The following is a 13136-nucleotide window of genomic DNA, read 5'->3' on the forward strand; positions in this document are numbered from 1 at the left end:
TGCCGCTGGGCTTGGCACCACGTTTCGCGGCACACCACGCCACGCCCGTGCAGCTCAGACCATCCCGCCGGACCGCCAACCTCCGGCATCACCCCGTACGTGTTCCGACACGACGGGCCGACCGCGGCGCACGTGGCTTTGCGACACGATCAAGCGTCGGTCAGCTGCCGTTAAGCTGATTTGAACGATTGGAAGGGGGTCGTCTGCCGATGGAACGCCAAGAGATCGAAACGTTTCTGACGCTCTCCGAGGAGTTGCACTTCGGCCGGACCGCCCAACGCCTTCGGATCACGCCGGCGCGTGTCACGCAGATCATCCAGAAGCTGGAACGCCAGATCGGTGCGCCCCTGTTCGCCCGAACCAGCCGGACGGTGCGCCTGACCGATCTCGGCCGGCAGTTGAACACCGACCTGACGCCGCATCACCTCGGCATCCTGGCGGCCATACAGCGAGCCACGGCAGCGGGCCGCGGCGTCCGCGGTGTGCTACGGCTGGGCTTTCTCGGCCCGGCGTCCGCAGATCGGCTGTCCGCGCTCATCGAGCAGTTCGCCCAGGCGTATCCGGCGGCGAGCGCGCGGATCGTGCTCGAGGTCGAGGTGGGCAACCATCTACAGCCCTTGCGGAACGACCGGGTCGATGTCGTCGCGACACACCTGCCGGTACGGGAACCCGACATCACCGTCGGACCGGTGATCCTGCGCGAGCGGCAGATGGTGGCCGTTCCCGCGAACCACCCGTTGGCTGGCCAGGACGCGGCGTCACTGGAGGATCTCATCGGCGAGACAGTGGTGACTCTGGGCGAGTCGGCACCCAGGTACTGGGTCGAACATTTCATGCCGCCACACACTCCGTCGGGTCGACCGATCACGTACTCCCTTCAGGTTGACACCATCCAGGCAGGCCTGGCACTGTGCGGCGCCGGCAAGTGCGTCGCCCTCGTCGTCGAACAGATGGCACGCTTCTATCCACGGCGGGACGTCGTGTACCTGCCGCTTATCGACGCGCCGCTCGGTGAGATCGCCATGGTCTGGTCGACGACGACCCAGAAGACTGAACTCGTTCACGCGCTGGCAGAGACGGCCGTGAACGCGGGAGTTGTCGGACCTGAGGTCGGGTAGCTCCGCGCTTCGATCATTAACCAGAGCTTAATGATCCTGGTCGAGGTCGTCGTTGATCCGGGCAGGCGCCTGCCCGAGGCTGAAGACCTCCGACAGCTCAGTGAGAGAAAGGCACCGGTTATGCAGTTCACGTTGATCGGAATGGCGGTGGCGGCGGAGAACCCGGCCGCGAGCGCGGCATGGTTCGCCGAGCATTTCGGGTTCAAGGTCGGGATAGATCTGGGCTGGTACGCGAGCACGCAGCATGCTGATCATCCGACCGTGAGCCTGGACTTCGTGCAGCGGGATCACCAGTCGTGGCCGCGGGCGACCCAGGGCAAGGCCGTGGTCGGCACGCTGATGGCGTTCCTGGTCGCCGATGTAGACACCGAGTACGAACGGTTGCGTGCGGCGGGTCTGGAGGTGGTCATGCCACTGGTGACCGAGCCCTGGGGCCAGCGCCGGTTCCAGGTCGCGGGTCCCGACGGGCTTCTCGTCGAAGTGCTGCAGATGGTGGCTGCGGATCCACGCTGGCTTGCCGAGAACGGTCTGGCCGTAGCGGCGACGCCTTGATGATCAAGGCGGCTCGGCTGCGGTTGCGTCCACCGACCCGGAGCCAGGCAGAAGAGCCCAGGCGGTGTTGGTGGGGCGGACGGGACTCGAACCCGTGACCGATCGATTATGAGTCGACTGCTCTAACCGGCTGAGCTACCGCCCCCCTGCCGGGCGAAAGCCTAACCTACCGACGCCTCGAATCCGGCTCACGCCAGGCCCGTCGCGCCGGATTCAGCGTCCAGCGCCTCGATCAACTGAGGCAGCCAACCGGCCCGGTGCGCGATGCTCAGGTGGTTGGCGTAGTCGCGGGAGGTCACGATCAGGCCGCCCCGGACCCGGAGTACGAAAATCGCGTCCGCGGTGAACTCCCGGCCGGTGTCGAGCATCCGGAAGTGCTGGGTGACCTCGCCGATCACCACCTCGGGATCGGTGGTCTCGTGGATCGCGAGCACCCCGGGACGCATCCGGAGTGGACCGTCGGCGGCTTGGGCGAAGTGTCGGCGGATCGCCGCCCGGCCCTCGATCCGGCGGGCCGGGCCGGGCGGCGCGAACGGGTGCTCGACCAGGCAGTCCTCGGCGTACAGGTCGGGAAGTTGGGCGAGGTTCCAGGTGGCGATGCCATGGGTGAGGCGTTCGAAGACCTCGCGGGGGCTGCTGGGCGCGGGCATGGCCGCCTCCTTGTCGACGGATGGGCCGAATAGAATCGGAGCCGTGACTCCGCTAAAAATATACGGACTGATCACTCCGGTTGTCCAGACCCCGGGTGCACGGAGATGAGCGGGCGACCGATGCGGGCCGACGCCCGGCGCAACCGGGCCCGGCTGCTGGAGGTGGCCGACGAGGTCTTCGCCGAGCGCGGCACCGGCGCCTCGACCGAGGAGATCGCTCGCGCTGCCGGGGTCGGCATCGGCACCGTCTTCCGGCATTTCCCCACCAAGGAGGCGCTGCTGGAGGCGGTCCTGGTCGCCCGGCTGCACCGGATCGCCGCCGACGCGCAGGCGCTGCGCGACGCTGACGATCCGGGCGGCGCGTTCTTCGGATTCCTCACCGGGATGGTCGAGACCGCGGCCACCAAGACCGCGTACACCGACGCGCTGGCCGCCGCCGGGATCGACGTCGGCGACGCGATCGCACCGGTCCGGGCCGAACTGCGGTCCGCGCTCGGCGAGCTGCTGGACCGGGCCCAGCGGGCCGGCGCGGTCCGGACGGACATCGGCCTGCCCGAGTTGTTCGCCCTGCTGGTCGGGATGTCCCGGGCCGCCGAGCACACCCCGGACCGGACGGTCCAGGCCCGCACCCTGGCGGTGCTGCTGGACGGACTCCGGGCCTGACCGGCCGTGTCCGGTCACGCCGCTGGCGGGAATCGCGTTGCCGCGTACCGCGGTGGGCCCTAACCTCCGTGGGCGTGGACGGCAAGGGATCGCGGCGGGAGATCGCCCGGCGGACCGTGGCGGCGGTCGAGGCCGGCGGCTACCAGACGGCCGACGGCGTGCCGGTGCGGGTCGGCGACGCGGTGGCCCGCGCGCTGGCCGGCACCCGGCTGTACCTGCCCGACGACCCGCTCCCGGCCGCCGGACCCGCCCCGACCGACCCGCGACCAGCAGCCGCCGGACCCGCGCCGACCGACGCGCGACCGCCGGCCGCCGGACCCGCGTCGGTGCGGGAGCAGACCCCGGCCGCCGCCGTGGTCGAGGTGACCGACGAGACCACCCTGGCCGCCGGGCGCCGGCTCGGTCCGGGTACGGCGTGCCTGGTCTTCGCCTCCGCCAAGAACCCGGGCGGCGGGTTCCTCGGCGGTGCCCGCGCCCAGGAGGAGGACATCGCCCGCGCCTCCGCCCTGTACGCCTGCCTGCTGCGCGCCGAGGAGTTCTACGCCTTCCACCGGCAACAGGACGACCTGCGCTACAGCGACCGGGTGATCTACTCCCCCGACGTGCCGGTGATCCGGGACGACCGGGCCCGGCTGATCGAGCCGTACCCGTTGAGTTTCCTGACCGCGGCGGCGCCCAACCTCGGCGCGATCCGGAACAACCGGCCGGAGCTGGCGGCGGACGTACCGGCGGTGTTGCGGCGGCGGGCCGCACGGGTGCTCGCGGTGGCCGCCGCGCACGGGCACCGCGGGCTGGTGCTCGGCGCCTGGGGGTGCGGGGTGTTCCGGAACGACCCGGCCACCGTGGCGGCCGCGTTCGCCGACGCGCTGCGCGAGGTGGACCGGTTCGACCGGGTCACCTTCGCGGTCTGGGACCGGGCCGCCGACTCGCCCACCCGGCGGGCCTTCGAGCAGGTCTTCACGGGCGCCGCCCGGTGACCGTCCGTGGGCGCCACGGCTGGGCGGAAGGGCGGCGCAGCGCGGCGATGATCGCGCCGGCGGCGCGCCAGCCGCTGGCCAGGGCGCCCTGGATGGACGGACTGTCCCGGTGGTCACCGGCCACGTACAGGCCGTCGCCGAGGGTGACCGGCCGGCGCAGCCGTCCGCGCGGCGGTGGCGCGGCGGGCAGCGCGTCCGGGATCGACACCGTCTCCAGGTGGTTCCAGTCGGCGGTGGGCCGGCCGTAGAGGCGGGCCAGTTCGGCGCGGATCAACGGTTCGGGCTGGGCGGCGGCGCCGACCACGGAGGTGGCCACCAGGTGCCGGCCGGCCGGCGCGTACGTCGGTGCGGCCCGGCTGGGCACGACGGTGTTCGCCACCAGTTCCCGGCGGTCGCCGTCGAGCAGCAGGATCGGCTCGTCCAGCGGCGGCTCGGCGGTGCAGTGGTAGTAGGTGGTCAGCGAATGCGTCCGGACCGGATCCAGCGCGGGCAGCAGCCTGATCGCGGTGGGCGGGTCGACCGCCACCAGGACCGCCCGGCAGCGCAGTTCGCCGCCGGTGGTGCGGACCAGTCCGGGTGCGACGGCGGTGACCCGGGTGCCCAGGTCGATCAGGGAGGTCGGCAGCGGGGCGGCGATCGCCCGGGGCAGCGCCGCCATGCCGTCGGCCGGCAGGCCGATCCGGCCGCGGGCGAACGAGCGCAGGATCATCGCGAGGACGTGGCTGGAGGTGGCCAGTTCCCGTTCGGCGAGGACGCCGGACAGGAACGGCCGGAGCAACTCCTCGACGAACGCGTCGGACAGGCCGGCCCGGCGCAGCGCGCGTTCGGCGTCGACCTCCGGTTCGGCCAGCAGCCGGGCCGGCGACGCGGTGGCGTACCGGGTGGCCAGCGCGGCGAACCGGAGCCGGTCGGCGAGGCTGCCCACGCCGGCCAGCGCCGTGCGCCCGGCGGTGACCGGCTCGCGGAGGGGGTTGGCCAGCCGGTGCAGGTGTTCGCCCCGGCGGACCAGCACCCCGGAGGTGAAGAAGCCGAGGTTCAGCGTGGCCAGGTCGAGCAGCGTGCCGAGCCGGGGATAGGCGGTGTTGAGCACCTGGAAGCCACGGTCCAGGCGGTAGCCGTCGACGACGTCGGTGGCCACCCGACCGCCGAGCCGGTCGGCGGCCTCGACCAGCCGCCACGGGATCCCGGCCCGGTGCAGCCGTCGGGCTGCGGCGACCCCGGCCAGCCCACCGCCGACGATGACGACGTCCTGGTCATTGCTCGTGCGTGGCCCGGTCACGGGACTCCCCGTCCAGGTTCTTGTCGGTGCGGGACAGCGCGCTGGGCCACCAGATCTTCCGGCCGAGGTCGAAGGCCAACGCCGGCACCAGCAGCGTCCGCACCACGATGGTGTCCAGCAGTACGCCGACCGCGACCGCGACGCCGAGTTCGACGAGCACCACCAACGGCAGTATGGTCAGGGCCGAGAAGGTCGCGGCGAGCACCACGCCGGCCGAGGTGATCACGCCGCCGGTGACCACCAGCCCGCGCAGCACCCCGGACCGGGTGCCCCGTTTCAGCGACTCCTCGCGGACTCGACTCATCAGGAAGATGTTGTAGTCGATCCCCAGCGCGACCAGGAAGACGAACGCGAACAGCGGGAACGACGCGTCGCTGCCGGGGTAGCCGAAGCCGTGCCGGAACAGGATGAAGCACAGCCCCAGGGTGGCCAGGAAGGACAGCACCACGGTCAGGACCAGCAGGATCGGGGCAAGCAGGGAGCGCAGCAGCAGGGCCAGGATCACCAGGATCACGGCCAGCACCACCGGGATGATGACGTTGCGGTCCCGGGTGGACGCGTCGGCGGTGTCCAGGTCGATCGCGCTGAACCCGCCGACCACCGCGTTCGCGCCGGGGACGGCGTGGGTGACCTCGCGGATCTTCCGTACGGTTTCCTCGGCCGCCGAGCTGTCGGCCGGGTCGGTGAGGGTGGCCTGCAACTGGACCCGGCCGTCGACCACCTTGGGCGGCAACGGCGTGCCGTCCTGACCACCCGGCTGCTGGCCACCCGGCTGCTGGCCACCCGGCTGCTGGCCACCCGGCTGCTGGCCACCGGGCGACGACCCACCCGGCTGCGACCCACCCGGCTGCTGGCCGCCGGGGGCGGCGCCGCCGGGGCCGGCGGCGGTCAGCGGCTTGACGTCGGCGACGCCCTGGATGCCCTTGACCGCGGCCGTCACCTGTTGCGCCGCGCCGGCGGTGACGAAGATGTTCGCCGGGCTGCCCTGCCCGCCCGGGTAGTGCTTGGTGATCACGCCCTGGCCGGCAACCGAGTCGGTCCGCTGGATGAACAGCTCGGTCTGGGCGAGCTTGCTCTCGCCCTGCTGGGTCAGGCCCAGGGCGAGGGCGAGCAGGCCGAGCGTGGTGAGCGCCCAGACCAGCCGGGAGTGCCGGCCGACGAACCGGGCGGTCGGGTGCCACAGCCGGCCGATCGCCTCGGCGTCGTCGTCGCGCGGCACCTTCGGCCAGAACGCCCACCGACCACCGAGCACCAGCAGCGCCGGCAGGAAGGTGAGCATGACGACAAGCGTCGCGCCGATGCCGAGCGCGGAGACCGGACCGAGGGCCCGGTTGGAGTTGAGGCTGGACAGCAGCAGGCAGAGCAGGCCCGCGATGACCGTGCTGCCGGAGGCGAGGATCGCCGGTACCGCGCCCCGCCAGGCGGCCCTCATCGCGTCGACCGGGCGGATGTGGTGGTGCAACTCCTCCCGGTAGCGAGCGATCATCAGCAGCGCGTAGTCGGTGCCGGCACCGAAGACCAGCACGGTGAGGATGCCCTGGGCCTGCCCGTTGAGCTGGATGATCCCGGAGTCGGCCATGAAGTAGACGGCCAGCGCGGCCAGCGAGTACGACATGCCGGCCGCCAGCAGCGGGATGATCCACAACACCGGGCTGCGGTAGACGATGAGCAGGATCACCAGCACCACGAACAGGGTCACCAGCAGCAGCGGGCCGTCGATGGAGGAGAACACCTCGACCAGGTCGGCGAGCAGCCCGGCCGGGCCGGCGACGTGCACGGTGAGCCCACCGGCGTCGGCCTGGGCGTCCGTCCGGATCTTGTCGACCACGGCACGGATCTGGTCGCCCTCGGCGTCCGAGATCGGCACGATGAGCTGGAGTGCCTGGTTGTCCGCGCTGGGCACCGGCGGCGGCAGCGGCGAGACGACCCCGGGGATCTGGCCGAACTTCACGGCGTCCGCGGCAGCCTTCTGCTTGTCGGCCTCGGTGATGCCGCTCGTTCGCTCGTAGACCACCAGGGCCGGGGTGGTCGGCTGCTCGACGAAGCCCTTGGCCAGGGTTTGCGCCTTGGTCGCCTCGGCGTCCGAGGGCAGGAAGGACGCGTTGTCGTTGGTGGCGACCTGGCCGAGCTTGCCGGAGTAGGGCCCGGACACCCCACCGATCACCAGCCAACCGAGGACAACCGCGACCGCGATCAGCAACCCGGTCCGGTTCCGCATTCCGGCCATCTCACCCACCCCTGAAATCGACGCACCAACCGACGCACCTGGCCGTGTAGGGGAGCTACTGGTCGGTACGCAGCACGAGGCGCCCGGTCCACCACGGAACCGGGTCCGGATACGACGATGCCCGCCGGCGTGGACCGGCGGGCGAGATTGGTGGAAAAGCTCCCCCGTTTGGACTCGAACCAAAAACCTGCCGGTTAACAGCCGGCTGCTCTGCCAATTGAGCTACGGGGGATCGCGTGGGTCGGCACCGGATCTCTCCCGTGCCGTGCGACGCGATAAGAGTACAGGACGATCCGGGACGGCGCGCCACCGGGTTTCCCACCCCACCGGTACGGCCGGCGCGCCGCCCCGCCCCGGCCCCGGGCGGGCCGCTTGTGACGCCGGACTCAGCGACGCTGACCTGCGGAGATTCGGGTGAACTGGCATTCACGTCCCGAACAGGCATGACCGCGAAGGTGGCTGGGTAGTTAAGTCAGCGCAGACGACAGCAGGCGCGGTTCGGGTTGACCGCCGGAAACGGATCCGGTGGGCAACCGCGCGTCAGGAACGAAAGGAGCCGCCATGCGCGGAAAGCTTTGGTTCGTCGGCGGGCTGGCTGCGGGGTTCGTCCTGGGCGCCCGTGCCGGCCGCGAGAAGTACGAGGAGCTGGTCGTCAAGGGCCGTAAGGTCCTCGACCACCCGACGGTGCAGGAGGCGGCCGGCGTCGCCCAGGCCCAGGCCAACCGGCTCGTCGCCGAGGGCAAGGACCGGCTCAGCCAGACCAAGCTGGGCGAGAAGCTGAGCACCTCCGGCACCGGCACCCGCACCACCGAGCTGACCGCCGCGGACGACGCGATGGCGGGCACCTCGGTCGGCTCGACCAGCGGCACCACCGGCACCTCGACCAGCCGGAGCAAGACCACCGGCACCGGGACCGGGACCAACAGCACGAGCTTCTGAGCCGCCCCGACGGACGTACCCCGCGAAGCATCTCTCAGGTCTTTACCGGGGCGAAGGAAAGAGAACCGGCCGCCAGCTGGCGGCCGGTTCTCTGGGTCGGGTCAGTCCCCGCTGGTCAACTACCCGCCCATGAATGGTGCGGGCTTGTGGGTCTCTTCCCCTGCTGGCTGCGAGGTCAGGCCACGTGTGGTCGGTTGACTGCGCCCCAGCGCTCGACGCCGCGCGAAGCGATGTTGAGGGCTGCGTTGTGGTCGGCGTGGGCAACGACCCCGCACGACCGACAGATGAAGGTTTCCTGATCGGGACGGTTGCGCCTGTCGCGGTGTCCGCACCGGTTGCAGGTCTGGGAGGTGTACCGCGGGTCCACCTGGACCAGGGGTATGCCGGCGCGGCGGGCCTTGTAGGCCAGGAAGCTGCCGAGCTGGTGGAACGACCATGAGGAGAGGGTGACCCGTTGGGGCTTTCGGAGCCGGACCCGGTCACGGATCCCCGTCAAATCTTCGACGGCGATGCCGCGTCCGGTGCGTGCAGCCTCGGTCACGATGGTCTTGGCAATGACGTGGTTGACGTGCGCGGCATGCCGCGCTTCCTTACGCCGCCGGCGAGCGAGTAGCCGTCGGGCTGACTGGGTGCCCTTGGCCTGTAGTCGGCGGCGTAGGCGTTGCTGGCGGCGCCGGTAGCCGTTGAGTCGTCCGCAGGCGTATCCGGTGCCGTCGGAGTCGTAGGCGATGTTGACGATGCCCATGTCCACACCGAGGAACCCGTCCGGGCAGATCAACTCCGGCACGGCGACCTCGACGGTGGCGTACAGGAACCACATGCCGTCCCGGTGCACCAGGTCGCACTCGCCGACCGGCAGGCCGGCGACGGCTTTGACCTGATCGGGTGACCCGGTGAAAGGGACACCTTTGAGGCGTCCGTCGACCGTCCAGATCGACACGGTCCGGGCGTCGTGCTGCCAGGACAGCATCCGCGCGTCATAGGGTTGCGCGGCGTCCCAGCGGAAGCCGACCGGGTTGGCCTCCACCCTGCGGCGGCGTCTGCTGCCCGGCTGGCCGTACCGGCCGGTCCGTAGATTCGCGTTGAGGGTCGCGTACGCGTCGCACACCTTCTTGATCACATGCTGGGCAGCCTGCGCACCCAGCCGATACCCGACCTTGATGCCCTGGTAGACGTGCTTACGCAGGTCGTAGTTGCGGTAACAGCCGACCTGTCGGGCCGTCACGGCAACCTCACACGCGGCGGTGTTACAGGCCCGCAGGGTGGACTCCAACGCCGCCGCCTGCCCCGGCGTCGGCAGAAGCTTCACCTGCACCACCAACTTCACACCGACATCATCCCATCGCCCTCCGTCACAATGGACACCGGTCCCGGCGTACGGCGCGCCGAACCGTTATCCAGATCCCCACCGCGGCAGTCCGCGTCGACTTCGGCGCTCAGTTACGCGAGTTCAACGGCGAGGACGACCACGTCCACCTGCTCGTGCACTACCCGCCGTCGGTCGCGTTGTCGCGTCTGGTCAACAGCCTCAAGGGCGTCTCGGTCCGGCGACCACCACAGGAACACCACGCACATCCACACCGCCCCTGTGGGGCGACCACCTGTGGTCACCGTCGTACGTCGCCGGACCGAGCGCCCGCACACCCCTCACCGTCCCCCGCGAAGACATCGAGAACCAGAAACGTCCCGGATCGGGACGGCGTTCCTCCCGGCCGTAAACGGCCGGGATCCCGCCTTAATTACTGCTGAAGGCCGCGTCGAACGCGGCGGTCGGCGCGTCGAAGGCCAACCGGCGGACGAACCGCAGCGCCTCCGGCGCGCCGACCAGCCGGTCCATTCCCGCGTCCTCCCACTCGACCGAGATCGGCCCGTCGTAGCCGATCGCGTTCAACGCCCGGAAGCAGTCCTCCCACGGCACGTCGCCGTGCCCGGTGGAGACGAAGTCCCACCCCCGGCGCAGGTCCGCCCAGGGCAGGTGGGAGGCGAGCCGGCCACGCCGCCCGTCGCCGGTACGGACCTTCGCGTCCTTGCAGTCCACGTGGTAGATCCGGTCGGCGAAATCGAGGATGAAGTTGACCGGGTCCAGCTCCTGCCAGACGAAGTGCGACGGATCCCAGTTCAGCCCGAACGCCGGACGGTTGCCGATCGCCTCCAGGGTGCGTCGGGTGGTCCAGTAGTCGTACGCGATCTCGCTCGGGTGTACCTCGTGCGCGAACCGGACGCCCTCGGCGTCGAAGACGTCCAGGATCGGGTGCCACCGGTCGGCGAAGTCCTGGTACCCCTTCTCGATCATGCTGGGCGGGACCGGCGGGAACATCGCCAGCGTGTGCCAGATCGACGAGCCGGTGAACCCGACCACCGTCCGTACGCCGAGCCGGGCCGCCGCCCGCGCGGTGTCCTTGATCTCCTCGGCGGCCCGCCGCCGGACCCCCTCCGGTTCGCCGTCGCCCCAGATCCGGGCCGGCAGGATGCCCTGGTGCCGCTCGTCGATCGGGTGGTCGCAGACCGCCTGCCCGACCAGGTGGTTGGAGATCGCGAACACCTGCAGGTTGTGCTTGGCCAGCGTCTCACGCTTGCGCTCGACGTACGACTCGTCGGCCAGCGCCTTGTCCACCTCGAAGTGGTCGCCCCAGCAGGCGATCTCCAGACCGTCGTAACCCCACTCCGAGGCGAGCCGGCACACCTCCTCGAACGGCAGGTCGGCCCACTGGCCGGTGAAGAGGGTGATGGGTCGCGCCATGGTCTACTCCCCTGTCGACATCGAATGGACAGGCGCGAGGGAGACCGGTCCGAACCGGTGCGACCACGGGTCGACCGCCGGCGGGTGCTGCCGCACCGAGCCCGCGCGGGTTGCGCCTCCCGCACGGTCACCGGCGACCGTTCCCGGCCGCACCGCCAACTCTAGGCGCGCGACCCACCCGTACGGAAGGGCCCGGCCCACTCCCCGCGCGGCGGCGGTCGTGGGCCGGGCCCCGTCTCACGGCCGGGTCACCCCGGGCCGGTCGCTCACGGCCGGGTCGCTCAGGGCAGGGTCCAGCGTTGGTTGGCGCCGGTGTGGCAGGTCCAGATGTGGATCTGGCTGCCGTCGGCGGAATTGTTGCCGGAGACGTCCAGGCACCTGCCGGACTGCGGGTTGCGGACGGTGCCGTCCGGCTGGGCGGCCCAGTTCTGCGCCCCGGTGCCGTTGCAGGTCCACAACTGCACCTTGGTGCCGTCGACGGTGCCACCCCCGGCGACGTCCAGGCACTTGTTCAGCGCCTTGAGGACCGATCCGGCGACGGTCCACCGCTGGGCCGCCGTGCCGTTGCAGGTGTAGAGCTGCACCTTCGTCCCGTCGGCGGTGCCGGCACCGGCCACGTCCAGGCACTTGCCGGCCAGCCCGACCACCGGACCGGTGCCGCCACCACCGCCACCGCCCAGGTCCTTGATCCGGATGTTGCGGAACGCGGCGTGGTCCGCGTCACCGTGATTCTGGATGCCGATGTGGCCGGCCAGGGACCGGGCCGGGTCGGTGTTGGTGAAGTCGTTGATCTTCACCCCGTTCAGGAACACCTGCAACCGTTCGCCCTCGACCAGCAGCTCGTAGGTGTTCCACTCGCCCGGCGGGTTGAGCGCCGCGTCCCGGGCCGCCGCGTCCGCGGCCTGGAACGTGTAGACCGACCCGGTGGTGCGGTCCGGCGCGTCGGTGGCGTCGATCTGCACCTCGTAGCCGTTGTCCACCGCCGACCAGGGGTCGTCGGACGGTGGGAAGCCGAGGAACACGCCCGAGTTGTCGTCGCCGGTGAGCTTCCAGTCCAGCTTCAGCGAGTACGACGTGAACTGCTTGGCGCTGTACCAGAACAGGCCCATCCCGCCGGACGAGGACAGGGTGGCGTCGGAGTTGGTGAAGCCGCCCGGCCCGGCCTGCGACCAGCCGGCGGTGGAGCCGTTGTACAGCGCGGTGTAGCCGACCTCGGGCCGGCAGTCGGCGCGGACCTTCCCGGCCGCGTACCGGATGCCGCCGAGCAGGTGCGCCCGGAACGCCGGATCGGCGTACGACTCGATGGTGTGCCCGGCGCCGGTGTAGAAGGACCGCCCGCCGGAGTACGACTTGCACCAGGAGTGCGGGTGGTCGGCGCCCATCCCGCCGCCGGAGTACGACGACTCGTCCAGCGAGGTCAACACGTGCGCCGTGGCCCGGGCGTTGGTGCGGTAGTTGTACCACTCGTCGGTGCGGGTCCAGGTCTGCGGCAGGTGCGCGGTGGCCGCGTGCGCCCGGTCCTCCACGTTCACCTTGGCCTGCTGGATCTGCGGGTGCGAGGCGAAGTACGCGCCGACCAGGTCGCCGTAGAACGGCCAGTCGTACTCGGTGTCGGCGGCCGAGTGCACGCCGACGTACCCGCCGCCGCCGCGGATGTACGACTCGAAGGCGGCCTGTTGGCCGGCGTCCAGCACGTCGCCGGTGGTGTTCAGGAAGATCACGGTGGCGTACCGGGCGAGGTTGCCGGTGGTGAAGGCGGTCGGGTCCTCGGTGGCGGTGACGGTGAAGTTGTTCGCCGCGCCCAGCTCCCGGACGGTCTGGATGCCGGCCGGGATGGCGTCGTGCCGGAAGCCCGCCGTCCGGGAGTAGACCAGTACCTCGTACGTGGTGTCGGCGGCGGTCACCGGTCCAGCCTGAACGGTGCAGGCCAGGGTCGCAAGCATCGCGGTGGTCAGCCCGACGGCCGACCGGAGGAATCTACGCATCGTCAC

The 13136-nt window shown here is 70.9% G+C and carries 12 protein-coding genes and 2 tRNA genes; 6 read left to right on the forward strand and 8 right to left on the reverse strand.

Translation table 11 applies throughout. The features are described 5' to 3' along the window. Nucleotides 1–209 precede the first annotated feature (209 nt). Both ACFOX0_RS20810 and ACFOX0_RS20815 read left to right on the forward strand, forming a co-directional pair. Complete coding sequence (locus ACFOX0_RS20810) at nt 210–1118, forward strand: LysR family transcriptional regulator (protein ID WP_377548518.1); 909 nt, start codon at nt 210–212, stop codon at nt 1116–1118. A gap of 30 nt (nt 1119–1148) precedes the next feature. Continuing rightward, nucleotides 1149–1670, forward strand: coding sequence for a VOC family protein (locus tag ACFOX0_RS20815; protein ID WP_377548520.1), 522 nt, complete (start codon nt 1149–1151; stop codon nt 1668–1670). A gap of 68 nt (nt 1671–1738) precedes the next feature. Here the strand turns inward: ACFOX0_RS20815 and ACFOX0_RS20820 are convergent. Both ACFOX0_RS20820 and ACFOX0_RS20825 read right to left on the reverse strand, forming a co-directional pair. After that, nucleotides 1739–1815, reverse strand: a tRNA-Ile gene (locus ACFOX0_RS20820). Between the two features lie 43 nt (nt 1816–1858). Further along, nucleotides 1859–2320, reverse strand: a complete 462-nt coding sequence (locus ACFOX0_RS20825) for a nuclear transport factor 2 family protein (RefSeq protein WP_377548522.1) — start codon at nt 2318–2320, stop codon at nt 1859–1861. A gap of 105 nt (nt 2321–2425) precedes the next feature. Between ACFOX0_RS20825 and ACFOX0_RS20830 the strand changes: the two genes are divergently transcribed. Continuing rightward, nucleotides 2426–2983 carry a TetR/AcrR family transcriptional regulator gene (locus tag ACFOX0_RS20830; RefSeq protein WP_377548524.1) on the forward strand — a complete coding sequence of 186 codons (558 nt, stop codon included), beginning with the start codon at nt 2426–2428 and terminating at the stop codon, nt 2981–2983. Between the two features lie 74 nt (nt 2984–3057). Continuing rightward, nucleotides 3058–3960: a TIGR02452 family protein gene (locus ACFOX0_RS20835; protein ID WP_377548526.1), complete on the forward strand. Its 903-nt coding sequence runs from the start codon at nt 3058–3060 to the stop codon at nt 3958–3960. Here ACFOX0_RS20835 and ACFOX0_RS20840 read toward each other — a convergent pair. The 3 genes from ACFOX0_RS20840 to ACFOX0_RS20850 form a co-directional block, all read right to left on the reverse strand. Next, entirely contained in the window at nt 3941–5239 is a 1299-nt protein-coding gene (locus ACFOX0_RS20840) for an NAD(P)/FAD-dependent oxidoreductase (RefSeq protein ID WP_377548528.1), read from the reverse strand. The genes ACFOX0_RS20835 and ACFOX0_RS20840 overlap by 20 nt on opposite strands. Continuing rightward, nucleotides 5214–7466: an MMPL family transporter gene (locus ACFOX0_RS20845; protein WP_377548531.1), complete on the reverse strand. Its 2253-nt coding sequence runs from the start codon at nt 7464–7466 to the stop codon at nt 5214–5216. The genes ACFOX0_RS20840 and ACFOX0_RS20845 overlap by 26 nt, the downstream gene beginning before the upstream one ends. Before the next feature lie 159 nt (nt 7467–7625). Beyond that, nucleotides 7626–7698, reverse strand: a tRNA-Asn gene (locus ACFOX0_RS20850). Between the two features lie 329 nt (nt 7699–8027). Here ACFOX0_RS20850 and ACFOX0_RS20855 point away from each other — a divergent pair. Next, complete coding sequence (locus ACFOX0_RS20855; protein ID WP_377548533.1) at nt 8028–8405, forward strand: hypothetical protein; 378 nt, start codon at nt 8028–8030, stop codon at nt 8403–8405. A gap of 175 nt (nt 8406–8580) precedes the next feature. On the opposite strand, the gene ACFOX0_RS20860 is transcribed toward ACFOX0_RS20855, so the two are convergent. Beyond that, nucleotides 8581–9732 (reverse strand): RNA-guided endonuclease InsQ/TnpB family protein, encoded by a 1152-nt coding sequence (locus ACFOX0_RS20860; RefSeq protein WP_377548536.1) that lies wholly within the window; start codon nt 9730–9732, stop codon nt 8581–8583. Between the two features lie 68 nt (nt 9733–9800). Here ACFOX0_RS20860 and ACFOX0_RS20865 point away from each other — a divergent pair, with 68 nt between their 5' ends. Continuing rightward, nucleotides 9801–10154: a transposase gene (locus ACFOX0_RS20865; RefSeq protein ID WP_377548736.1), complete on the forward strand. Its 354-nt coding sequence runs from the start codon at nt 9801–9803 to the stop codon at nt 10152–10154. Here ACFOX0_RS20865 and ACFOX0_RS20870 read toward each other — a convergent pair. Together ACFOX0_RS20870 and ACFOX0_RS20875 are read right to left on the reverse strand one after the other, a co-directional pair. After that, a complete protein-coding gene (locus ACFOX0_RS20870) occupies nt 10141–11145 on the reverse strand; it encodes a sugar phosphate isomerase/epimerase family protein (RefSeq protein WP_377548539.1) in 1005 nt (334 codons plus the stop codon). The genes ACFOX0_RS20865 and ACFOX0_RS20870 overlap by 14 nt on opposite strands. 281 nt (nt 11146–11426) lie before the next feature. After that, nucleotides 11427–13130: a ThuA domain-containing protein gene (locus ACFOX0_RS20875; protein ID WP_377548541.1), complete on the reverse strand. Its 1704-nt coding sequence runs from the start codon at nt 13128–13130 to the stop codon at nt 11427–11429. Nucleotides 13131–13136 lie beyond the last annotated feature (6 nt).

It is taken from the genome of Micromonospora zhanjiangensis, from assembly GCF_042650605.1.
Lineage (GTDB): Bacteria > Actinomycetota > Actinomycetes > Mycobacteriales > Micromonosporaceae > Micromonospora_J > Micromonospora_J zhanjiangensis.